21 protein-coding genes are annotated in these 22,809 nt (G+C 70.1%); 14 read left to right on the plus strand and 7 right to left on the minus strand.

The features are described 5' to 3' along the window. Positions 1–8 precede the first annotated feature (8 nt). The 7 genes from ACV7NL_RS11210 to ACV7NL_RS11240 form a co-directional block, all read right to left on the minus strand. Entirely contained in the window at positions 9–365 is a 357-nt protein-coding gene (locus ACV7NL_RS11210; RefSeq protein ID WP_247635444.1) for a hypothetical protein, read from the minus strand. Position 366: 1 nt separating this feature from the next. Continuing rightward, positions 367–855 (minus strand): TspO/MBR family protein, encoded by a 489-nt coding sequence (locus ACV7NL_RS11215; protein WP_056186519.1) that lies wholly within the window; start codon positions 853–855, stop codon positions 367–369. Then, the gene (locus tag ACV7NL_RS11220; RefSeq protein ID WP_247635442.1) at positions 852–2,048 is read right to left on the minus strand and encodes a geranylgeranyl diphosphate reductase; all 1,197 of its coding nucleotides are present in this window, start codon (positions 2,046–2,048) and stop codon (positions 852–854) included. Before ACV7NL_RS11220 ends, ACV7NL_RS11215 begins: the two co-directional genes overlap by 4 nt. 22 nt (positions 2,049–2,070) lie before the next feature. After that, positions 2,071–3,414, minus strand: coding sequence for a BCD family MFS transporter (locus tag ACV7NL_RS11225; protein ID WP_247635441.1), 1,344 nt, complete (start codon positions 3,412–3,414; stop codon positions 2,071–2,073). Continuing rightward, positions 3,414–4,298: a chlorophyll synthase ChlG gene (gene chlG / locus ACV7NL_RS11230; protein ID WP_463355703.1), complete on the minus strand. Its 885-nt coding sequence runs from the start codon at positions 4,296–4,298 to the stop codon at positions 3,414–3,416. Before chlG ends, ACV7NL_RS11225 begins: the two co-directional genes overlap by 1 nt. Positions 4,299–4,447: 149 nt before the next feature. After that, the gene (gene ppsR, locus ACV7NL_RS11235; protein WP_056479428.1) at positions 4,448–5,899 is read right to left on the minus strand and encodes a transcriptional regulator PpsR; all 1,452 of its coding nucleotides are present in this window, start codon (positions 5,897–5,899) and stop codon (positions 4,448–4,450) included. A gap of 76 nt (positions 5,900–5,975) precedes the next feature. Continuing rightward, positions 5,976–7,046: a cobalamin B12-binding domain-containing protein gene (locus ACV7NL_RS11240; RefSeq protein ID WP_463355704.1), complete on the minus strand. Its 1,071-nt coding sequence runs from the start codon at positions 7,044–7,046 to the stop codon at positions 5,976–5,978. A gap of 123 nt (positions 7,047–7,169) precedes the next feature. Between ACV7NL_RS11240 and bchF the strand changes: the two genes are divergently transcribed. The 14 genes from bchF (at position 7,170) to hemA (ending at position 22,721) form a co-directional block, all read left to right on the plus strand. Further along, positions 7,170–7,670 carry a 2-vinyl bacteriochlorophyllide hydratase gene (gene bchF, locus ACV7NL_RS11245; RefSeq protein ID WP_443136767.1) on the plus strand — a complete coding sequence of 167 codons (501 nt, stop codon included), beginning with the start codon at positions 7,170–7,172 and terminating at the stop codon, positions 7,668–7,670. Further along, entirely contained in the window at positions 7,667–8,962 is a 1,296-nt protein-coding gene (locus tag ACV7NL_RS11250; protein WP_463355705.1) for a ferredoxin:protochlorophyllide reductase (ATP-dependent) subunit N, read from the plus strand. The genes bchF and ACV7NL_RS11250 overlap by 4 nt, the downstream gene beginning before the upstream one ends. Positions 8,963–8,966: 4 nt before the next feature. Next, on the plus strand, positions 8,967–10,517 hold the full coding sequence (bchB, locus tag ACV7NL_RS11255; RefSeq protein ID WP_463355706.1) for a ferredoxin:protochlorophyllide reductase (ATP-dependent) subunit B: 1,551 nt from the start codon (positions 8,967–8,969) through the stop codon (positions 10,515–10,517). Next, positions 10,492–14,202, plus strand: coding sequence for a magnesium chelatase subunit H (locus tag ACV7NL_RS11260; protein WP_463355707.1), 3,711 nt, complete (start codon positions 10,492–10,494; stop codon positions 14,200–14,202). Before bchB ends, ACV7NL_RS11260 begins: the two co-directional genes overlap by 26 nt. Continuing rightward, positions 14,199–15,092, plus strand: a complete 894-nt coding sequence (bchL, locus tag ACV7NL_RS11265; RefSeq protein WP_056479443.1) for a ferredoxin:protochlorophyllide reductase (ATP-dependent) iron-sulfur ATP-binding protein — start codon at positions 14,199–14,201, stop codon at positions 15,090–15,092. The genes ACV7NL_RS11260 and bchL overlap by 4 nt, the downstream gene beginning before the upstream one ends. 14 nt (positions 15,093–15,106) lie before the next feature. Further along, positions 15,107–15,808: a magnesium protoporphyrin IX methyltransferase gene (gene bchM, locus ACV7NL_RS11270; RefSeq protein WP_463355708.1), complete on the plus strand. Its 702-nt coding sequence runs from the start codon at positions 15,107–15,109 to the stop codon at positions 15,806–15,808. Beyond that, a complete protein-coding gene (locus tag ACV7NL_RS11275) occupies positions 15,805–17,235 on the plus strand; it encodes an MFS transporter (protein ID WP_247635434.1) in 1,431 nt (476 codons plus the stop codon). Before bchM ends, ACV7NL_RS11275 begins: the two co-directional genes overlap by 4 nt. A gap of 12 nt (positions 17,236–17,247) precedes the next feature. Beyond that, positions 17,248–18,024, plus strand: coding sequence for a photosynthetic reaction center subunit H (gene puhA, locus ACV7NL_RS11280; protein ID WP_463355709.1), 777 nt, complete (start codon positions 17,248–17,250; stop codon positions 18,022–18,024). Then, entirely contained in the window at positions 18,021–18,692 is a 672-nt protein-coding gene (gene puhB / locus ACV7NL_RS11285; RefSeq protein ID WP_463355710.1) for a photosynthetic complex putative assembly protein PuhB, read from the plus strand. Before puhA ends, puhB begins: the two co-directional genes overlap by 4 nt. A 4-nt stretch (positions 18,693–18,696) precedes the next feature. After that, on the plus strand, positions 18,697–19,167 hold the full coding sequence (puhC, locus tag ACV7NL_RS11290; RefSeq protein WP_463355711.1) for a photosynthetic complex assembly protein PuhC: 471 nt from the start codon (positions 18,697–18,699) through the stop codon (positions 19,165–19,167). Then, on the plus strand, positions 19,167–19,466 hold the full coding sequence (locus ACV7NL_RS11295; RefSeq protein WP_247635475.1) for a hypothetical protein: 300 nt from the start codon (positions 19,167–19,169) through the stop codon (positions 19,464–19,466). The genes puhC and ACV7NL_RS11295 overlap by 1 nt, the downstream gene beginning before the upstream one ends. A 59-nt stretch (positions 19,467–19,525) precedes the next feature. Continuing rightward, a complete protein-coding gene (acsF, locus tag ACV7NL_RS11300) occupies positions 19,526–20,563 on the plus strand; it encodes a magnesium-protoporphyrin IX monomethyl ester (oxidative) cyclase (RefSeq protein WP_463357104.1) in 1,038 nt (345 codons plus the stop codon). Between the two features lies 1 nt (position 20,564). After that, positions 20,565–21,383, plus strand: coding sequence for a putative photosynthetic complex assembly protein PuhE (gene puhE / locus ACV7NL_RS11305; RefSeq protein WP_463355712.1), 819 nt, complete (start codon positions 20,565–20,567; stop codon positions 21,381–21,383). Positions 21,384–21,503: 120 nt separating this feature from the next. Continuing rightward, on the plus strand, positions 21,504–22,721 hold the full coding sequence (gene hemA, locus ACV7NL_RS11310) for a 5-aminolevulinate synthase (RefSeq protein WP_463357105.1): 1,218 nt from the start codon (positions 21,504–21,506) through the stop codon (positions 22,719–22,721). Positions 22,722–22,809: the final 88 nt, after the last annotated feature.

Here is a 22,809-nt window from a genome sequence, read left to right on the forward strand (position 1 = left end):
GGGATCGGTCAGGGGCTTGGATCGGGGGCGGCCCTGGGTTCGGGTTCGCGCCGGCGGACGGGTCGGCGGACGGGTCGGGCAGCGAAGCGTGGCGGTCTCGCGAACAGTCCGAGGCGCAGGGCCATCTCGGCACCGTGCGCCAGCCCGGACACGGCGAGGCCTCCGGCGATGGCAGGCCACGCCGCGCCGGTCAGCGCGGCGCGTAGGGCCAGCATCAGAGCCGCACCCGAGCCGAGATTGAACAGGAGCGCGACCGGCCAGGTGCCCCGCACCCGTCGGCTCCACAGGATCAGGGCCAGGGCCTCGATCGCGACCAGGAGCAGGATGGCATCGAGGAGGTGCCCGCTGGCCAGAAGCGCCTCCATGTCAGGCGCGCCGGAACGGGCCGTTGAGGCGGACGATCGCCCGGTTGAGGCAGGCGGCGATGCCGACCCAGACGAGATAGGGCAGCAACAGGGACGCAGCCAAGCCCGAGACCCGAACGGTGACCAGGATCAGCACCGCGATCGAGAGCCACAGGAACAGCACCTCGACGAAGGCCCAGTCCGGACGGCGCAGGCGAAAGAACAGGCCGCTCCAGGCGATGTTGAGCACGGCGTTGACGACGTACGCCGCCACCAATGCGCTCCGGGCCGCGACGCTCGCGTCGGCGTTCCAGGCGAGCACGGCCGAGATCGCCGTCAGGGTGAAGATCGTGGTCCAGACCGGACCGAAGGCCCAGTCCGGCGGCTTCCAGGCCGGGCGCCGAAGCGCCTGGTACCAGGGTCCGGTGGTGGTCAGAAGCCCGCCCGCCAGGGCCACCAGGATGGCCGAAACGGCGGCGATGCCGGCCGGTCCCCACAGCGCGGCGATCATGGCGAGACCCAGCGGAAGAGGTGCGCCAGATCCTTGAAGAAGATCCGCGCATGGGCGGCGGGCTTGGCCCGCACCAGCTCCTTGTTCATGTAGGAATCCCAGGTGAGCTGTTGCACGTCCCGGTCCCGGCAGATGGAGACGAAGCGCTCGCGCAGGCCGTCGTTGCGGTACCAAACGCCCTGCATGATCCGCAGGATCAGGAAGACCCGGCCGTGCAGGCGCATGAACCGGCGACGCGCGCCGGCAAGCGCCCTGACCTGCCCGGTGGCGAGGAAGGCTTGCGCCGCCTCGGCCGCGAGGCGCCCGCCGAGCATCGCATAGTAGATGCCCTCGCCGGAGGCCGGTGCCACGATACCGGCGGCGTCCCCGGTGAGCAGGACGTCGCGGCCGTTGTCCCACCGGCGCAGGGGTTTGAGGGGAAGCGGCGCGCCCTCGCGCCGGACGGTCTCGCCGCCCTCGAGGCCGGTGGAGGCCCGCAGCGCCCGGATGGCGCCCCGGAGGGAGAACCCCTTGCGGGCGCTGCCGGTGCCGATGCTCACGGTGTCGCCGTGCGGGAAGACCCAGGCGTAGAAGTCGGGCGAGAGCTTGCCCTGGTAATAGACGTCGCAGCGGGTGGCCTCGACATCGTGGGTCCCGGTCTCGGGGAGCCGGACGATCTCGTGATAGGCGAAGACCTGGCGCATGGCGGCGTGGCCCGGGATCTCGGCCCGGCCGACCGGGGAACTCGCTCCGTCGGCGCCGATGACGAGGCGCGTCCGCGCGGCGCGGGGATAGCCGTCCTGGAGATAGTGAACGGTAGTGCCGTCGCCGTCGCGCTCGATGTGGCGGAAGGTGGCCGGGCGCAGCACCGCCCCGGCGGCGGCGGCGCGCGCGCGCAGCCACGGATCGAAATCGGCCCGGTCGACCATGCCGACGAAGCCGTCCCCGATCGGCATATCGACCCGCTTGTCCTTGGGCGAGACCATGCGGGCGGAGCGGATGCGGGCGACGAGGAGATGATCGGGAATGGCGAAGTCGCGGATCAGGCGGGGCGGGATCGCGCCGCCGCAGGGCTTGATCCGGCCCGGCTTGTCGAGGAGCAGAACGCGCCTGCCTTCACGGGCGAGGTCGGTGGCGGCCGTGGCGCCGGCGGGGCCACCGCCCACCACCACCACGTCGTAGGTCTCCCCATCGGTATCCCGAAGCGCGGCCATGGTCCGGTCTCGTAGCATGGTCCTACCTCGCAGAAAGCGTTGCCTCGAAGGATGTCGCGGATCGCCGGGCGCGCGGGACCTGCGTCGCCGGAGCGTGGGAGATCCGCAGGGCGAGCCCTGCGGCGAACACGAACAGGACAGCCTCGGCGGCGAACACGCCCGCATAGGCATCGACCACCCGCGGGGTGACGAGGCGCGCGAGATCCACCGCCACCGTGCCCAGAAATCCACCGGCCCCGAAGGCGACGCCCTGGGCCGCGCCCCAGACACCCATGCGGGTCCCGCGCTCGGCCTCGCCACCTGCACCGGCCAGGGCCATCATCGAGCCGATGGCGGCCACCGCGAAGATGCCGTTGAACACCCCGAGGGCGAAGACCGGCACCCGCAGCGGAAAGTCGGCGCCGATCAGGCCGCCCCCCGCGATGGCGAGAAGGGCGAGGGCCGAGCCGGCGCAGCCGAGCGTGGTCCACAGCTTGAGCGAACCGAGCACCGGGCCGCCGATCCCCATCGTGATGCCCGCCACCGTAAGCATGCCGGCCAGCACGCCGCCATGCTGCAGGCCGGCCAGCTTCGTGGTGACGCCGGGCGTCATCGCGAAGACGAGGCCGGCAAAGGGTTCGAGGATGAGTTCCTGGGCACTGTAGGCCAGCATCGCCATGAAGATGAAGATCGTGAAGCGGCGCGATTCGGGTTCGGCCCAGACCCGCGCCAGCACGTCGCGGAACGGGCGCTTCTCGGTCGAGCCGGCGCTGTCGGCGATCCGGGCCGCCGGCTCGACGCCCCGGATCGCCAGCCACGCGACTCCGAAGGCGATCAGCGAGACCGTGCCGGAGACGGCGACTAGCCGGGCGCCCGAGAACGGATCGAGGAAGTGCCCGGCCAGCGGTGCGGTGATGGCGAAGCCCGCGATCATCATCACCCACACGACGGTGGCGGCCGCGCCCCGGCGCCTCGCCTCGACACCGGTGGCGAGAAGCACCAGGAGCGAGGTGCCGGCGGCCCCTGCGCCCATGCCCACGGTGAGAAACGACAGCACCGCAAGGGCGAGGCCGGCGGTCTGATGCGTCTCGGCCAGCGCGGTGGCGACGGCGGCGCCGAAGCCCCCGAGGGCCAGGGCCGCCATGCCGCCGACGATCCAGGGCGTGCGCCGCCCGGTGCGGTCGGAGCCGTAGCCCCAGCGCGGGCGCAGTACCTGCACGGCGTAGTGCAGGGCGACCAACGCCCCCGGCACGATGGCCGGCAGGGCGAGTTCCACGACCATGACGCGGTTGATGGTCGAGGTCATCAGCACCACGACGGAGCCGAGCGCGGTCTGGACCAGGCCGAGTCGGGCGATGGCGAGCCAGCCAAAGGACGCGGATGCCATCAGAAACCTCCCTGGACCAGGGGCCGCAGGGCGAAGGCCGCCACCAGCATGCCGAGGACGTAGAGCGTGGTCCCCGTGCCGTTGTACCAAGCGGCTCGCTCGCGTGGTGCGGCGAGGAGCCGGCGCATCAGCACGAACTGTCCGATCAGCAGGGCGCCGATGACGGCGCCGTGCCAGGGCCGGTTCCAGGCGAACAACCCGATAATGACGGCGACCTGCGGCACCGCCATGACCAGGCAGGCGAGGCGGGCGGCGCCGAGGGTGCCGAGTTGCACGGGCAGCGAGCGGATGCCGGTGCGGCCGTCGCCCTCGACCGACTTGAAGTCGTTGAGGGTCATGATGCCGTGGGCACCGACCGAGTAGAGCAGGGCGATCAGCAGCACCCGGCGGTCCGGCACCGACGCGGCCATCACGGCGGCGCCGGTGAACCAGGGCAGGCCCTCGTAGCACAGGGCGACCGCCGAGTTGCCCCACCAGCCATTGCGCTTCAGGCGCAGGGGCGGGGCGCTGTAGATCCAGGCCAGGACGAGGCCGACCAGGGCGGCACCGAGAATCCAGGGACCGAGCGCCGCCGCGACCAGGAGCGACAGGACGGTCCATCCGGCCGCAACGTAGAGGCCCCAGCGCCCGGGCATCCGCCCGGAGGGAATCGGCCGGTTGGGTTCGTTGATGGCGTCGACGTGCCGGTCGTACCAGTCGTTGACCGCCTGTGAGGTGGCGCAGACCAGGGGTCCGGCCAGGATCACGCCGGCGGCGATCACCGGCCATTGCCCGGAGGGCGAGGCGCCCGAGGAAACCACGCCGCAGGTGAAGGCCCACATCGGCGCGAACCAAGTGATCGGCTTCAGAAGCTCGATGAGGGCGCTGGGTGCTGGCGTTGCCATGGAGACGACGCTAGATATTTACACCCATGAGTGTCAAGTTTGATTTACAACAATGTCGCGACGTCGACCATGCCGGTCGCGGAGGGAGCGACGGCGATCAGACGCGGCGCGACGGGTTGGCCCCAGAGGCGCGCAGTCGCCCCCGCCCATCAGGCGTCGTCGGCGACGTCCCGGCCATCGAGATCGCCGATGCCGTAGCGATGCATCTTGGCGTAGAGGCCCTGCCGGCTCAGCCCGAGCATCTCGGCGGCCGAAGCGCGATTGTCGCGGGTGATGCGCAAGGCAGCCTCGATGCACAGGCGCTCGATCAGATCGGTCGATTCGCGCACCAGGTTCTTCATGGAGACGCGGCCGACCAGCTCCGTCATCTGCTCGACGGAGCGCGGCAGTTCACGCCCGCCGGAGACCGGCGCGGCCCGGCGCGGCGTAGCTCGCAGGGTGAAGCCGAGGCAGGGATGGCTTCCGCCGGTGACGGAAACGGCCGCGACCTCGACATCCTCGACGCCGCCATAGGCGCCGCGGATATGGGTCGGGAAGTGCCGGACCAAGCCGTGCTGGGCCAGCGTCGCGAACAGGGCGGAGGCCTCCGATTCTTCGCGGCCCAGCCAGGTCTCCAGGGGCTGGCCCCGCACCTGCTCCTCGGTGGCGAGTTGCACCAGATCGAGGAAGGCCGGATTGGCGGAGAGCACGCGCCGGGCCGGATCGGTCACGACGAACCCCTCCGGCAGGTTGCGCAGGACATCCAGCGCGCCGATGCCCGCGCGCGCCGCGCCCGCCTCCAGCGCCACCGTGTCGGGCGCGGCGAGCCGGAGCAGCACGCTGGTGGCGTTCTCCTGCCGGAACAGCGAGGCGGCGACACGGACCGAGCCGCGACCCTGGCTAAGCGCCGCATCGAGGTCGGCGGCCTGACCGGTCACCCGCAGCCCGGCGAACAGCGATTCGAGGTCCCGCAGGCTGGCGCCGTCGAACAGGTCGACCGCATCCTGCCCGACGATGCGCTTCTCCGCCCGGCCGATCAGCCGCGAGGCGGCAGGATTGACATCGGTGACGCGCCGGGTCGCCGCATCCACCACCAGCACCGGCTCCGACCCGAGTTGGAACAGCAGGCGGTAGCGGGTCTCGGCCCCGCGCATGCGCAGGTAGTCGCGCTCCAGGGCCTGCTGCGTCTCGGCCAGGGTCCGTTGCAGCGAAGCCATGGCCCGCAGGTTGCGCCCGAGGACAAGGATCTGCCCGTCCTTGGCGAGTCGCATGGCGGCGTAACGCACGGGCAGGTCTGTGCCGGTCGGCGAAATGTGGTTGACCTGGCGCCAGCGCGTGACCGCACCGGGAGCCGCATCCTTCAAAAGGGCGGCGATCTTCGGGCGACTCTCGACTGTGACCGTCTCGACCCAGGGCCGGCCGAGCCAGGCCTCGCACCCCTCATCCGCGAGATCGGCGCTGCCGAAGGTCGCTTCCCGGATGACCCCCTCAGCGTCGATCACCAGGGAGAGATCCGTCGCGGCAGCCACCAGCAGCCCGGCCGCCTGAGCGTCGAGAGGACCGAGGGATTTTTGAAGCGCCGCGAGCGCATGGCTCGCGGCAGGAAGCGCCAGGCTGGTCACGGATCACCACGTCGGGATGTGGTCGGATGGGTCGGATCGAGATCTTGTGATCGAAGCGATCGATCGGATACGTCTTTCAGCAGGGTATGGGCGACAGATCAAGCAAGCATTCCGCCACGGACACGGCGTGTCGCGCGTCGCCGGCGCTCGCGTCGGCGCCGACGCACCGGAAGCTCTCGGGATCGGTCGCGAAGGCGGGGCCGCCGACCATCACCCGGACGGCCGCGTTGTGGGAGTGACGGCGCAGGGCTGCGACGGTCTCGGTCATCCGGGGGAACAGCGTCTCGCAGGCGAGCGAGAGACCGACGATGTCGAACCAGCCCTCGCGAATCCGCCGCAGGCTGACGTCGTCCGGCTCGGCGGCGGTGCAAGTGACGGACCACCCGGCCTCCCGGAAAAATCGTTCGACGACCGTGAGGCCGAACCTGTGGGAATCTCCGGGGCAGGGCAGCAGGAGGATCCTGCGATGACTCCGGACGACCGTCGGCTCGCCGCCGAAGCGGCTGGTCATCTCGCGCATGATTCGCTGCAGGCGACCCATGGCGCGCGTCACCTCCACGAAGTCGCAGAGATCGTCTTCCCACAGCGTGCCGAGGTGGCGCGCCGTCGGCGCCAGAAGGTCGAGGAGCAGGCTTTCGGGACCGAGACCGGTCGCCAGCAGCTCGGTCAGGCGGGACTCGAGGTCGTCGCCGGCCGGGGCCAGCATCAGCGCCGTGAACGCCGCAATCTGCACGGCATCCGGCAAAATATTGCTGGTTTGCGGCGGTGGCTCGATCTGATGCGCCAGCATCAGGCGCGGAATGATCTCCGTCTCGACCACGCGCGCCAAGTCCCGCTGCAGGCGCATCGCCTGACCGAAGACCGCTAGCTGCGCGCCGATTCCGGCATCGTACAGGTCGCTGACATCACGACCGGTCGGTTCGTAGCGCAAACAATCGCCGAACTGCCTCACATCATCCATTGGTCCCTCCCAATGTCGCTGACGGGGTAAAATTCGGTTCGATCTTGCGCGTCGAATTCCGGAATTTCGAAAGATCCGCCTCGATACTCCGGCGACGGGAGGGCTGGTGTCCCAGCACTTGCGATCGAGCGACACGATACCTGCTCGAACTGCTTTTTCAATATCCGTTTTATAACTATTCTGCATTCATTCTGTCATCGCATTTTGACGTAAAGCTGGCTTGACACTCGGGGATGCCCTTCCTAACCTCCCTTCAACGAGCCCCGGCGACCCGGTCGCAAGGTGCTCAGAAAGGGGGCGATCAGCATGATCCGGAAAGCGGACAGGCCCAGGCGACCCCTCTACGACGCCGATGAGCGCGCCCGGCGCGATGCCACGCCCTGGACCTTGGTTCAGGGCATTCTCGCCCCCCTCCAATTCCTGGTGTTCGCGATCAGCCTCGGGCTCGTTCTCAAGACCCTGTCGACCGGGGAGGGCGCCTTCGCCGCCAACCTCTCCGTCGTGGTGAAGACCCTCGTCCTCTACGCCATCATGATCACCGGCTCGATCTGGGAGAAGGCGGTCTTCGGGCGCTACCTGTTCGCCCCCGCCTTCTACTGGGAGGACATGGTCAGCATGCTGGTGCTGGCCCTGCACACCGCCTACCTGGCGGCCCTCGCCACCGGCGCCCTCGACACCGCGGGCCTGATGGTTCTGGCGCTCGCGGCCTACGCCTCCTACGCCGTCAACGCCGCGCAGTTCGTGCTCAAGCTCCGAGCCGCCCGGCTCCAGGCCACGCCCAGCCGCCTCGTCGCGGGGGCCGCCCGATGAACGCCCACGCGCCGCTCCAGACCCGTCCCATCGGGCCGGCCCCGCAGACCGGCTGCGACATCCGCCAGGAGCGGGGCCAGCGCGCCGTGTTCTGCGGCTTGACCGGCATCGTCTGGCTGCACCGCAAGATCCAGGATGCCTTCTTCCTGGTGGTCGGCTCGCGCACCTGCGCACACCTGATCCAGTCGGCCGCCGGCGTGATGATCTTCGCCGAGCCGCGCTTCGCCACCGCGATCCTCGACGAGCGCGACCTTGCCGGCCTCGTCGATGCCAACGAGGAACTCGACCGGGTCGTCGGGCGCCTGATCGAGCGCCGCCCCGACATCCGGCTGCTGTTCCTCGTGGGCTCGTGCCCCTCGGAGGTGATCAAGCTCGATCTCTCGCGGGCGGCCCAGCGCCTCACCCGCAGCTTCCATCCCGGCGTGCGCGTGCTGAGCTACTCGGGCAGCGGCATCGAGACGACCTTTACGCAGGGCGAAGATGCCTGTCTCGCCGCCCTGGTGCCCGAGATGCCGCGGGCAGACGAGACCGCCGCGCCCTCGCTCCTCGTGGTCGGCGCCCTGGCCGACGTGGTCGAGGACCAGTTCGCCCGCCTCTTCGCCGATCTCGGCATCGCCGACGTGGCCTTCCTGCCGGCGCGCCGGGCCGGCGATCTGCCGGTGCTCGGCGCGAACACCCGCTACCTCCTCGCCCAGCCCTTCCTGGCCGAGACCGCCCGGGCCCTGGAAGCGCGTGGCGCCCTGCGGATCGCCGCCCCGTTCCCCCTGGGGTCGGAGGGCACCACCAGCTGGCTCGCCGCCGCCGCCGAGGCCTTCGGCATCGATCGCGAGACGGTCGCGCGCGTCACCGCGCCGGGACGAGCGCGGGCCGCCATCGCCCTCGACCTCTACCGCGAACGGCTTTCGGCCAAGCGGATGTTCTTCTTCCCCGACTCGCAGCTCGAACTGCCGCTCGCCCGCTTCCTGTCGCGCGAGATGGGCGCCGAGCTGATCGAGGTCGGCACGCCCTACCTGCACCGCCAGCACCACGCGCCCGAACTGGCCCTGCTGCCGGCCGGCACGCAGGTGGTGGAGGGCCAGAACCTCGACGCGCAGATGGATCGCTGCCGGTCCGCAAAGCCCGACCTGACAATCTGCGGCCTCGGCCTCGCCAATCCGCTGGAGGCGGAGGGCCTGGCGACCAAGTGGTCGATCGAACTGCTGTTCACGCCGATCCAGGGCTACGACCAAGCCGGCGACCTCGCCGAATTGTTCGCGCGGCCACTCAAGCGCCGCGCGCGGCTGGAGGTCTGAGGCGATGCAGCTCACGCTCTGGACCTACGAGGGACCGCCCCATATCGGCGCCATGCGCGTCGCCACCGCGATGCGGGGCCTGCACTACGTGCTGCACGCCCCCCAGGGCGACACCTACGCCGACCTGCTCTTCACCATGATCGAGCGGCGCGACGCGCGCCCGCCGGTGACCTACACCACTTTCCAGGCCCGCGATCTCGGCGCCGACACGGCCGCGATCTTCCAGGATGCCGTGGCGGAGGCCTATGCGCGCTTCCAGCCGGAGGCGATGCTCGTCGGCGCCTCGTGCACCGCCGAGCTGATCCAGGACGATCCGGGTGGTCTTGCCCGCGCCCTCGACCTGCCGATCCCGGTCATCCCCCTCGAACTCCCGGCCTACCAGAAGAAGGAGAACTGGGGCGCTTCGGAAACCCTCTATCGCCTCGTCCGGGCCCTGGCCGGTGGTACGCCGAGCCCGCGCGACGGGCGCCGCCCGCTCTGCAACATCCTCGGCCCCACGGCGCTCGGCTTCCGCCATCGCGACGACCTCGTGGAAATCACGAAGATCGTCGCCGCCCTCGGCATCGACGTGAACCTGGTGGCGCCGATCGGCGCGACGCCCGCCGATCTCGGGCGCCTCGGGGCGGCCGACTTCAACATCGTGCTCTATCCCGAGATCGCCCGCGCCGCCGGAGCACACCTGCAGAAGATCTTCGGCCAGCCGATGATCGAGACCGTGCCGATCGGTATCCAGGCCACGATCCGCTTCGTCGAGGAAGTCGCGGCCGCGGCACATGTCGATCCGGCGCCGGTGCTCGGCGGCGCGCCCTCGCGACTGCCCTGGTACTCGCGTTCGGTCGACTCGACCTACCTCACCGACAAGCGGGTCTTCATCTTCGGCGATGCCACCCACGCACTCGCCGCCGCCCGCATCGCAGCCACCGAACTCGGCTTCAAGGTGGTGGGTCTCGGCACCTACACCCGCGAATTCGCCCGCGAGGTCCGCGCCGAGGCGGCGCTTCACGGCATCGAAGCCACCATCACCGACGATTACCTCGACGTCGAGGCCGCGATCCAGGCCGCCGGGCCGGAACTCGTGCTCGGCACCCAGATGGAGCGCCACATCGCCAAGCGCCTGGGGCTGCCCTGCGCGGTGATCTCGGCGCCGATCCACGTCCAAGATTTTCCCGCACGCCACTCGCCCCAGATGGGGTTCGAAGGCGCCAACGTCCTGTTCGACACCTGGGTCCACCCGCTGATGATGGGCCTGGAGGAACACCTGCTCGGCATGTTCCGCGAGGATTCCGAATTCCACGGCGCCGCCGCGCCCTCGCACCTGCCGAGGCACGGCGTCGATGTGGCGCCACCCGAAGCCGAGGCGCCCTCGGCGCCCCTGGCACCGCCCGGTCCGATCCTCCTGACCTGGGCGAGCGATGCCGAGAAGGAATTGAAGAAGATCCCGTTCTTCGTGCGGGGCAAGGCCCGCGCGAACACCGAGCGCTTCGCACGGGACCGTGCCCTGCCGCTCATCACCGTCGAGACCTTATACGATGCCAAAGCGCATTTCGGACGCTGAGCGCCCGGCGCTCCGGGTCGTCCTCGTGACGATGGACAATCACGTGGCGAGCGCGCTGGAGCGCGCCCGTCAGCGACTCGCCCGCGACCTGCCGGGCCTAACGCTCGATTTCCACGCGGCCGCCGCCTGGGACACCGACCCCACCGCCCTGGAGGCCTGCAAGGCCGACATCGCCCGCGCCGACATCATCCTCTCGACCATGCTGTTCATGGACGAACACGTCCGGGCGATCCTGCCGTCGCTGCTGGCGCGGCGGCCGCATTGCGACGCGATGATCGGCTGCCTATCGGCCAGCGAAGTGGTGAAGACGACCCGTCTCAACCGCTTCGACATGGACGGCACCAAGCGCGGCGCCCTCGATTTTCTGAAAAAGCTGCGCGGCAAGCCCGGCGCCCAGGGCAACGGCGCCCGCCAGATGGCGATGATCCGGAAACTGCCCAAGATCCTGCGCTTCATCCCGGGCTCGGCCCAGGACGTGCGGGCTTACTTCCTCACCCTGCAATACTGGCTCTCGGGGTCCGACGAGAACATCGCCAACCTCGTGCGCTTCCTGGTCGGTCGCTACGCCGCCGGCCCGCGGGAGGGCTGGCGCCGGATCGCGGCCGCACCCGCGCCGCTCAGCTACCCCGAGACCGGCCTTTATCATCCGCGCATGGCCGGCCGGATTGGCGAGGATGGGGCGAGGGTGCCCACGCCCGCAGGCCCCCTGAAGGGTCGCGTCGGCCTCCTCGTCATGCGCTCCTACGTGCTGGCCGGGAACACCGCCCATTATGACGGCGTCATCGCCGCCTTGGAGGCGCGCGGCCTCGCCGTCGTACCGGCCTTCGCCAGCGGCCTCGACAACCGCCCGGCCGTCGACGCCTTCTTCCGGCACGGCGGGCGCTCGACCATCGACGCGCTGGTCTCGCTCACCGGCTTCTCCCTCGTCGGTGGCCCGGCCTACAACGACGCCGCCGGGGCGCAGGCGCTGCTCGCCGACCTCGACGTGCCCTATCTGGCGGCCCACGCCCTCGAGTTCCAGACTCTGGAACAATGGGAGGCCTCCGATCGGGGCCTGTCGCCGGTGGAGGCCACCATGATGGTGGCGATCCCCGAACTCGACGGCGCCACCGCCCCGATGGTGTTCGGCGGCCGCTCCAGCCGCTCGCTCGGCGCCAGCGCCCGCGACATGGTCGTGCACCCCGAGCGCGCCGACATGCTCGCCGCCCGCATCGAGCGCCTCGTCGTCCTGCGGCGCAAGGCGCGGGCCGAGCGACGGGTCGCCGTGGTGCTGTTCGGCTTTCCGCCCAACGCCGGCAGCATCGGCACCGCCGCCTTCCTGTCGGTCTATCATTCCCTCCACAACACCCTCGCGGCGATGAAGGACGAGGGCTACGCGGTCGCGTTGCCGTCGAGCGTCGACGCTCTGCGCGCGGCTCTGCTCGACGGCAATGCGAGCCGGTTCGGCACCCCCGCCAACGTCCACCACCGCATCCCGGCCGACGATCACGTCCGGCGCGAGCGACACCTGGCCGAGATCGAGACGCAGTGGGGGCCCGCCCCGGGGCGCCAGAACAGCAACGGTTCGCAGATCTTCGTACTCGGTGCCCAGTTCGGCAACGTCTTCGTCGGCGTTCAACCGGGCTTCGGCTACGAGGGCGACCCGATGCGGCTGCTGTTCGAGCGCGGCTTCGCTCCGACCCACGCCTTCTCGGCCTTCTACCGCTACCTGCGCGAGGATTTCCGCGCCGACGCCGTGCTGCATTTCGGCACTCACGGGGCTCTGGAATTCATGCCCGGCAAGCAGACCGGCCTCTCCGGCGCCTGCTGGCCCGAGCGGCTGATCGGCGCGCTTCCCCACGTCTATCTCTATGCCGCCAACAATCCGTCCGAGGGCCTGCTGGCCAAGCGCCGCTCCGCCGCGACCCTGGTAAGCTACCTGACGCCGAGCCTCGCCCAGGCCGGACTCTATCGCGGGCTCATCGATCTGAAAGCCTCGATCGAGCGCTGGCGCGCCCTGGAGCCGGAAGCCGTTGGCGAGCGCCGCGATCTCGCCGAGTTGATCCAGGCGCAAGGGTCCGCCCTCGACCTCACCGCCGCCGAACCGGCCTGGACGGATGACCTCGCGGGCCACGTCCACCGCCTCGGCGCAGCGCTGCACGAGCTGGAGCACACCCTGATCCCGCACGGGCTCCACGTTGTGGGGCAGGGGACTCCGCCGGAGGAGCGGGCCGACATCCTGCTCGCGCTCGCCGAGGCCAGCCACGGTCTCGTGTCCGCACGGGCCGGCCTCGAGGCCCTGGTGGCGGGGGAGACCATCGACATCGCGCTGGGACAGGGTGGCCTCGCCCTCACCGAACCGAACCGCGCCGCCTTCGCGGCCCTGCGCGAGACCGATGGCCTGTTGTCACAGGATCACGAGATCCAGGGCCTGCTTCGGGCGTTGGACGGCCGGTTCATCGCGCCCGTCGCCGGCGGCGACCTCCTGCGCAACCCGGACATTCTGCCCACCGGCCGCAACCTGCACGGCTTCGACCCCTACCGTCTGCCCTCCGCCTTCGCGCTGGCCGATGGCGCCCGGCAGGCGGCGCGGCTTCTCGCCCGCTACCGCGACGAAGGGGCTGCGCTGCCCGAGAGCATCGCTCTCGTCCTGTGGGGCACCGACAACCTGAAGAGCGAGGGTGGACCCATCGCCCAGGCCCTGGCGCTGATCGGCGCGGCTCCGCGATTCGACGGCTATGGACGGCTCAGTGGCGCGACCCTGATCCCGCTCGAAACCCTGGGTCGCCCGCGCATCGACGTGGTGGTCACGCTCTCGGGCATCTTCCGCGATCTGCTGCCGCTGCAGACGAAGCTCCTGGCGGAGGCGTCGTATCTGGCGGCAACCGCCGACGAGCCGTCCGAACAGAACTTCGTGCGCAAGCACGCCCTGGCGCTTCAGGTCGAACACGGCATCGATCTCGAGACGGCGGCGCTCCGGGTGTTCTCCAACGCCGAAGGCACCTACGGCGCCAACGTCAACCAGCTGGTCGAATCCGGCCGCTGGGAGGATGCCGACGAGATCTCCGAGACCTTCGCGCGGCGCAAATCCTTCGCCTACGGCCGCACCGGCGTGCCGACGGCCCAGCGCGCCCTGATGGGAGCCGTGCTCGCCACGGTCGATCTCGCCTACCAGAACCTCGATTCCGTCGAAGTCGGCGTCACCTCGGTGGACCATTATTTCGACGGCCTCGGCGGTATGGGCCGGGCGGTCGCCAAGGCCCGCGGCGAGGCCGTGCCGATCTTCATCAGCGACCAGACCCGGGGCGAGGGCGTGGTGCGCTCGCTGACCGAACAGGTGTCCCTCGAGACCCGGACCCGGATGCTCAATCCGAAATGGACCGAGGGCATGCTCGGCCACGGCTACGAGGGCGTGCGCCAGATCGAGGCGCACCTCACCAACACCCTGGGCTGGTCGGCCACCACCAACGGCGTCGCCCCCTGGGTCTACCAGCGCATCACCGAAACCTACGTCCTCGACCCCGCCATGCGCGAACGCATGGCGGCCCTCAACCCGACCGCTTCGGCCAAGGTCGCACACCGGCTGATCGAGGCGCACCAGCGCGGCTTCTGGACCCCCGACGCGGCGACGCGCGACGCGCTCGACCGCGCCGAGGAGGAACTGGAGGACCGCGTCGAAGGCATCACCGCAGGGGTCGCCGCATGAACATCGCCATCCGCAATCCGGTCGCCGCCCGGCAGCCCGAGGGAAGCGTTCAGGTTGAACTCGACCCGAACCTGAAGATCGGCACCGCCAAGGTGTTCGCCGTCTACGGCAAGGGCGGCATCGGCAAGTCGACCACTTCGTCGAACCTGTCGGTGGCGTTCTCCAAGCTCGGCAAGCGCGTGCTGCAGATCGGGTGCGACCCAAAGCACGATTCGACCTTCACGCTGACCAAGCGCTTGGCCCCCACGGTGATCGATGCCCTGGAGGCCGTGCAGTTCCACTCCGAGGAGCTGCGCATCGAGGATTTCGTGGCGGAAGGCTATAATGGCGTCATGTGCGTCGAGGCCGGCGGCCCGCCGGCCGGCACCGGCTGCGGCGGCTACGTCGTCGGACAGACGGTGAAGCTCCTGAAGGAGCATCATCTGCTCGAAGACACCGACGTGGTGATCTTCGATGTCCTCGGCGACGTGGTCTGCGGCGGTTTCGCCTCGCCGCTCCAGCACGCCGACCAGGCCCTCATCGTCACCGCCAACGACTTCGACTCGATCTTCGCCATGAACCGCATCGTGGCGGCGATCCACGCCAAGGCGAAGAACTATCCGGTGCGCCTCGGCGGCGTCATCGCCAACCGTTCGGCCAAGACCGACGAGATCGACCGTTTCAACGCCGCCGTCGGCCTGGAGCGCATCGCCCATTTTCCCGACCTCGACGTGGTCCGGCGCTCGCGCCTCAAGAAGTCGACCCTGTTCGAGATGGAACCGACGCCGGAGCTGGTCGCCGTCACCACCGAATACATGCGGCTGGCGGCCCATCTCTGGGCCGGCGGCAAGCCGCTGAACGCGATTCCCATGAAGGACCGCGACCTGTTCGAATTCCTCGGCTTCGATTGAGCGGGAGCCGCATCATGACCTCGCACAGCTACGCCGCTTGCCGCTCGCAACTCACCACCTATTTCGACCGCACCGCCGTCGACGCCTGGGCGCGGCTGACGTCGGACGCACCGGTCTCGAAAATCCGCGCCACGGTGCGGGCCGGGCGCGACGCCATGCGGGCCACCCTGTTGTCCTGGCTGCCGGCCGACCTGAGCGGCACGCGCCTGCTCGATGCCGGCTGCGGCACCGGGGCACTCAGTCTGGAAGCGGCCCGCCGGGGCGCGGACGTCGTCGCCATCGACGTCTCGCCGACCCTGATCGCCCTGGGGCGGGAGCGCACGGCCATCTCGGCCTCGGGTCGCATCGACTTCCGGGTCGGCGACATGCTCGATCCCGGTCTCGGCCGCTTCGACTACGTGGTCGCGATGGATTCGCTGATCCACTACGCCACGCCCGATATCGTCCAGGCCCTGGCGACGCTGGCGGCGCGCACCGATGCCGCCATCCTGTTCACGGTGGCGCCGCGCACGCCGCTCCTGACCCTGATGCACATGGCCGGGCGGGTTTTTCCCCGCGGCGACCGCGCCCCGGCCATCGTGCCCGTCGGCGAGGCGGACCTGCGCCGCCGGGTGGCGGCCGAGCCGGCTCTGTCGGGCGTCCGCATCGGCCGCGCGCATCGGGTGAACAGCGGGTTCTACCTGTCCCAGGCCTTCGAACTCCGGCGGTCAGCATGACGCGCCTCGGCGCCTCCATGGCCCGCGCCCTGCAGCGCGTCGGCCCGGGCTTCCTCCCCTTCGCCGACGCGGCGACGGTGGAGCTGCCCATGGGGCGCCTGCTGCGTCTCGCCCTGTTCCAGGTCACGGTCGGAATGGCGGCCGTGCTGCTGATCGGTACTCTCAACCGGGTGATGATCGTCGAGCTGGCGGTGCCGGCCTGGATCGTCGCCGTGATGCTGTCGCTGCCGCTGATCTTCGCACCGTTCCGGGCGCTGGTCGGCTTCCGCTCGGACACGCACCGCTCCGTGCTCGGCTGGCGCCGGGTGCCCTACATCTGGTTCGGCACGCTGCTGCAGTTCGGTGGGCTCGCCATCATGCCGTTCGCCCTGCTGATCCTGTCGGGCGACACCACCGGCCCGGTCTGGCCCGGCCACGTGGCGGCGGCCCTCGCCTTCGTCATGGTCGGCGCGGGGCTCCACACCACACAGACCGTGGGCCTGGCACTTGCCACCGACCTCGCTCCGGCCCATGCCAGACCCCGGGTCGTCGCGCTCCTCTGCGTCATGCTGCTCGCCGGCATGGTGGTGAGCGCCGTCGCGTTCGGGCTGCTCCTCGCAGACTTTTCGGCGCTTCGCCTGATCAAGGTCATCCAGGGCGCAGCACTGCTCACGGTGGTGCTCAACGGCATCGCCCTGTGGAAGCAGGAGCCCCGCGCCCCGAGCCGCACGGCCCGGGACCTGCCACGCCCCGCCTTCTCGGAATCCTGGGCGCTCTATGCCGGCAAGGGCCGGGCGCGCCGCCGTCTCGTCGCCACGGGGCTCGGCACGGCCGCCTTCTCGATGCAGGACATCCTACTGGAACCCTATGGCGGCCAGATCCTGCACCTGCCGGTGGCCGCCACCACGGCGCTGACCGCTCTGCTCGCGGCCGGCGGCGGCATCGGGTTGCTGATCGCCGCGCGCTGGCTCGACCGGGGCGGCGACGCCTTCCGGGTCGCCGCCTCCGGCGCCGGGGTGGGCATCGCGGCCTTTTCAGCGGTGATCTTCGCCGCACCGCTCGATTCGGCTCGACTGTTCGCGGTCGGCGTCAGCCTGATCGGTCTCGGCGGCGGCCTGTTCGCCCACGGCACCCTGACGGCCTCGATGGCCAAGGCCGGGCCGGAGGAGACCGGGCTGGCGCTTGGCGCCTGGGGCGCGGTCCAGGCCAGCGCGGCCGGCCTCGCCATCGCGGCCAGCGGCATTCTGCGGGATCTCGGCGCCCATCTCGCCGAATCCGGTGCGCTCGGCGAGGCGATGAACCTGCCCTCGACCGGATACCTCATCGTCTACCACCTCGAGATCGCGCTGCTGTTCGCGACGCTGCTGGCCATCGGCCCCCTCGTCCGGGCCGAGAACCGCACGCCCCGGTCGCGCGCCCTGCCTCAATCCCTGCCCCGCTCAGCCTGAAGGAGACCGGCCATGCCGAGAGGTGAAATCACGGGCTACGTCGACGTCGCGCAGGTGGTCCTCTACGCCTTCTGGATCTTCTTCGCCGGCCTCGTCTTCTATCTCCGCCGCGAGGACCGCCGTGAGGGCTACCCGCTGGAATCCGAGGCCGCCCGCGGCCGGGCGATGCCGCCGGACACGTTCCTGATCCCATCGCCGAAACAGTTCCTGCTGTCGAACGGGCACGTGATATACGCGCCCCAGACGGGCGAGCGCACCCCCTGGAACTACCGCGGCCACAAGTTCGAGGTCTGGCCGGGCGCGCCGCTCGAACCCGACACCGACGGCCTGCACGACGCCATCGGCCCGGGCTCCTACGCCAACCGCGAGGACAGCCACGACGAGACCTGGGACCGCGAGAAGCGCATCGTCCCCCTGCGGGTCGCCGACCACTTCGTGGTCCACGAGCTCGGCCCCAACCCCATCGGCATGTCGGTCTTCGGCGCCGACCGCCAGGTGGCCGGGACGGTGAGCGACCTCTGGGTCGACCGGGGTGAATCGATGGTGCGCTACTACGAGGTCGAGTTGGGAGCCGGCGGTCGCCGGGTGCTGATGCCCGCCACCTTCTGCCGGACCGGGCGCTTTTCCCAGACGGTGACCTGCGAGGCCCTGCTGGCGCACCAGTTCGCCGATGTTCCCACCACCAAGGACCCGGATTCGGTTACCCTCAACGAGGAGGAGCGGATCATGGCGTTCTACGGCGGCGGCACGCTCTACGCGACGCCGACCCGCCAGGAGGCGATCCTGTGAGCGCGACCCATTCCCTTCCCGCCAACGCCTTCGACGCGCCGCGCGGCCTGCCGGCCCCGCTGCCGGCCGGCGAGCACATCCTGTGGCAGGGCCGGCCCTGCGGCTTCGGCATCGCCTTCCGGGCCCTGCATCTCGGCCTTGTCGGCCTGTGGTTCGGAGCGCTCGCCCTCTGGGCCGCCCTGCCGCCACTCCTGTCGGGGGTCTGGCGCGAGGCCGCGACCCTGGCACTGCCGACCCTGGCGGTCGGGATCGGGGCAGTCCTGCTGCTCGCGCTGCTCGGCTGGCTTTCGGCCCGCACCACCACCTACACCATCACCAACCGCCGGGTGGTGATGCGGATCGGTATCGCCCTGCCGATGACTCTGAACCTGCCCTTCGCCCTGGTGGACGCGGCCGAGTGCCGGCTCTACCGGGACGGCAGCGCCGATCTGCCCTTGCGCCTGCGCCCGGGCAACCGCGTCGCCTACCTCCACCTCTGGCCCCATGCCCGCCCCTGGCGCGTCAACCGGCCCGAGCCGATGCTGCGCACGGTGGCGCAGGGCCAAGACGTGGCGCAGATCCTGGGCCGTGCGCTGGCGGCGCACCGGGCGGCGCCCGAGGAGGCGGCCGGACCGGTGATGCTGCGGCCCCGCACGCCGCCGCGGCCCCACCTCGCCGCCGCGAGCTGACGCGATGACCCGCCCGCACCCCCTCGCGCGCAGCGCCGGCCGCACCTCCCGCACGCTTGTCGTCGGGGCCGGCCTCCTCCTCGGCTTCGTCATCGCGGCCGTCACCGTCGGCCGGGTCGAGAGCGTCGGCCTGACCCGTATGGAGCCGGCGCGCCCCGTTCAGAGCCTCGCCCTCCGGGTCGACGATGTGGCGGACGGCTCGATTACCCTGCGGGATGCCGAGCGCGGCACTCTCATCGCCACGGTCCGGCCCGGCGCGGACAACTTCATCCGCGCCACCTTGCGGGGCTTCGCGCAGGGGCGCCTCCGGGCCGGTCTCTCCCGCGAAGTGCCGTTCCGCCTGACCCGCTTCGACGACGGAGCGCTGCGCCTCGACGACGCGCTCACCGGGCGCAGCGTCGATTTCGGCGCGTTCGGCCCCTCGAACTACGCCGCCTTCGCCCGCCTGATGCCCGACCATGGAGCCGTACGATGATGGCCTGGCTGAACGGACGCCGAACCGTCGACGTCCCCTGCACCGTCGAGATCGAGCAGACGGCCGAGAGCCTGCACGCCCACGTGGTGCTGGACGCCGCCTTCGAGATCGAGCCGGGCGACGCCGTGCAGGTGCACGACGCCCCCACCTCGGTGCCCTACGGCGAGCGCCTCGTGGTGCAGCGGACCGCCACCGTGACCCGCGCCGGCCGCATCGAGCGGCTCTGGACCAAGCTCGCGGGCCACCTCGAACTCACCGAACTCTACGAAGTCAGCTTTTCCGAGAGGAGGCGCCTGTGACCGCAGCGATCCAGCAGCCCACCCCGACCGCTTCGCCGAAGTTCTCGCCGAAGCTCCCCATGAACGAGGGGACCAAGGCGGCGCAGGAGACCACGTTCCTGAGCCCGCGCTTCTACACCACCAATTTCGAGGAGCTCGACCGCACCGACGTCGAGCCCGTACGGGCGGAGTGGAACAAGCTCATCGCCGAGCTGCGCGCCGACCCGAACAAGCGCCACTTCACCCGCAACGACGAATTTGACTGTGACATGTCCGGGCTCGACCCGGCCCTGCGCAAGGAATTCATGGACTTCCTGGTCTCCTCGATCACCGCCGAGTTCTCGGGCTGCGTGCTCTATGCGGAGATGCGCAAGCGCGCCAAGAATCCCGACATCCGCGAACTGTTCGGCTTCATGAGCCGCGACGAGGCGCGCCATGCCGGGTTCATCAACGACGTGCTGAAGGATTTCGGCATCGGCGTGGATCTCGGCTTCCTGACGAAGTCGAAGAAGTACACCTTCTTCCGGCCGAAATTCATCTTCTACGCCACCTACCTCTCCGAGAAGATCGGCTACGCCCGCTACATCACCATCTTCCGCGAACTGGAGCGCAATCCGGAGCGTCGCTTCCACCCGATCTTCAAGTGGTTCGAGAAGTGGTGCAACGACGAGTTCCGCCACGGCGAGGCCTTCGCCCTGCTGATGCGCGCAAACCCGAAGCTGACCTCGGGCGTGAACCGCTACTGGATCAAGTTCTTCCTCCTGGCGGTCTTCGCGACCATGTATGTCCGCGACCATTGCCGCCCGGCCTTCCACGAGGCCCTGGGGGTCGACCCGACCGACTACGACTTCCAGGTGTTTCGGATCACCTCCGAGATCTCGAAGCAGACCTTCCCGCTCACCCTCGACCTCGACAATCCGCGCTTCAAGCAGGCGCTGGACCGGCTGCTGGTCTGTTCGGAGAAGATTGCCGACGCCAAGATCCAGGGCGGACTTCTGGGCAAGCTCCGGCACGGCGCCTGGATCGCCGCCTCGGCGGTGAACTTCGCCCGGCTCTACGCCCTCCCGACTCTCGACAATCCGATGCCGGCGGAGATCCGCCTCGAGCCGGTCTGGTAGCATGGCGGCCTATGCGCTCCCCGCCCTCTACGCGGTGCTGGTCTGGTGGTTCTCCACCGGGCTGATCCTGCTCCTCGACCATCGCCCGCGCGCCACGCACGCGGCCAGCATGGTGGCGGGCACGGCCGTCCTCGCCCTGGCGCTCTGGGCCATCGGCGCCTCGGCCGGGGATGCCAGCGCGGGCGGCGCCTACACCGCCTTCACGGCGGCGCTCCTGGTCTGGGGCTGGCAGGAGATGAGCTACTACATGGGCTTCGTCTCCGGCCCGCGCACCCTCGGCTGTCCGCCGGGCGCCCGGGGCTTCGCGCGCTTCCGCGCGGCAGCCGCCACCAGCCTGTGGCACGAGGCGGCCATCGTCGCCGGCGGCCTCGCCATCCTGGCCCTGACCTGGCGCCAGCCGAACCTGTTCGCGCTGTGGACCTACCTCGTCCTGTGGGGGATGAACCTCTCGGCCCGCCTCAACCTCTTCCTCGGGGTGCGCAACCTCAACGCCGAGTTCCTGCCCGAGCACCTCGCCTATCTCGGCAGCTACCTGCGGGTGCGCGCCATGAACCCGCTTTTCCCGGTCTCGGTGATGGCGGCGGGGCTCGCCACCGGCGCCCTGGTGCTGGCGGCTTTGGGCGAAGGCCTGACCGCCCACGAAGTCGCGGGTCTCAGCATTCTGGCGACCCTGATGGCCCTGGCCACCCTGGAGCACGGATTCCTGATGCTGCCGCTGCCCTCGGCCGCACTCTGGCAGTGGAGCCTGCCGAAGCTGTCGCCCCCGCGCCCGCTGGCCTCGCCGATCCCGGCGACCCGCAGCGACATCGAGGGACACTGATTGTCCGCCCCATCTCGTGGGGTCGGATTCGTCGACGCCGCCAATGCGGCAGGTCACTTGAGCGGGCTGGAAGAACCCGCCGCACACCGAGGGAAGGGGACAGGCATGACACACGAAGGGATCGACTACGAAGCGATCTTCGGCTCTGCTTTGGCCGGCCTGCACCGTGAGGGACGCTACCGCGTCTTCACCGACCTCGAACGGCAGGCGGGCCGCTTCCCGCATGCCACCCACCACACGCCGGCCGGCACGCGGCCCGTGACGGTGTGGTGCTCCAACGACTATCTCGGCATGGGCCAGAACCCGGCCGTTCTCGACGCCATGCACGAGGCCCTGGACCGCTGCGGCGCCGGGGCCGGCGGCACCCGCAACATCTCGGGCACCAACCACTACCACGTGCTGCTGGAGCGCGAACTCGCCGACCTCCACGCCAAGGAGGCGGCGCTGCTATTCACCTCCGGCTACGTCTCGAACTGGGCGGCTCTGGGCACCCTCGGGTCGCAGATGCCGGGCTGTGCGATCTTCTCCGATGCCGGCAACCACGCCTCGATGATAGAGGGGATCAAGGCGTCCCGCGCCGAGCGCCATATCTTCCGCCACAACGACCCCGAGGATCTCGACCGCAAGCTGCGCCTCGTCGACCCGGCCCGGCCAAAGATCGTGGCCTTCGAATCGATCTACTCGATGGACGGCGACATCGCACCGATCGCGGAGATCTGCGACGTCGCCGAGGCGCACGGCGCTCTCACCTATCTCGACGAGGTCCACGCCGTCGGGCTCTACGGGGACCATGGCGGCGGCATCTCGGAGCGCGACGGCATCGCGCACCGCCTCGACGTCATCGAGGGAACCCTCGGCAAGGCCTTCGGGGTCCATGGCGGCTACATCACGGGTTCGGCCAAGCTCTGCGACTTCGTGCGCAGCTTCGCCTCGGGCTTCATCTTCACCACGTCGCTGCCGCCGGCCGTAGCGGCGGGCGCTGCCGCCAGCATCCGCCACCTGAAGGTCAGCGGAGGCGAGCGCGCCCGGCACCAGGAGCGGGCCGCCACGGTGCGGGCCCGCCTCGATGCCGCCGGCATCCCGACCCTGCCCAACGACAGTCACATCGTGCCGGTGATGGTCTGCGACCCGGTGCTGTGCAAGGCGATCAGCGACACCCTGCTCGATGAGTTCGGCATCTACGTCCAGCCGATCAACTATCCGACGGTTCCGCGTGGGACCGAGCGCCTGCGGATCACCCCCTCGCCCCTGCATTCGGATGCCGACATCGACCATCTGGTCGGCGCGCTCAGCGCGATCTGGGCACGGATGGGCGTCCGGCGCGCGGCCGCGGAGTGAGGGGCAGGAGCATCCCCGGCCCCTCCCTGCCGGGAGGGTGGAACCTGCGCGGCGAAGGGGCCGGTCGGTGTCACCGGGCCAGAGACGA

Source organism: Methylobacterium sp. Ger2507, from assembly GCF_055231875.1.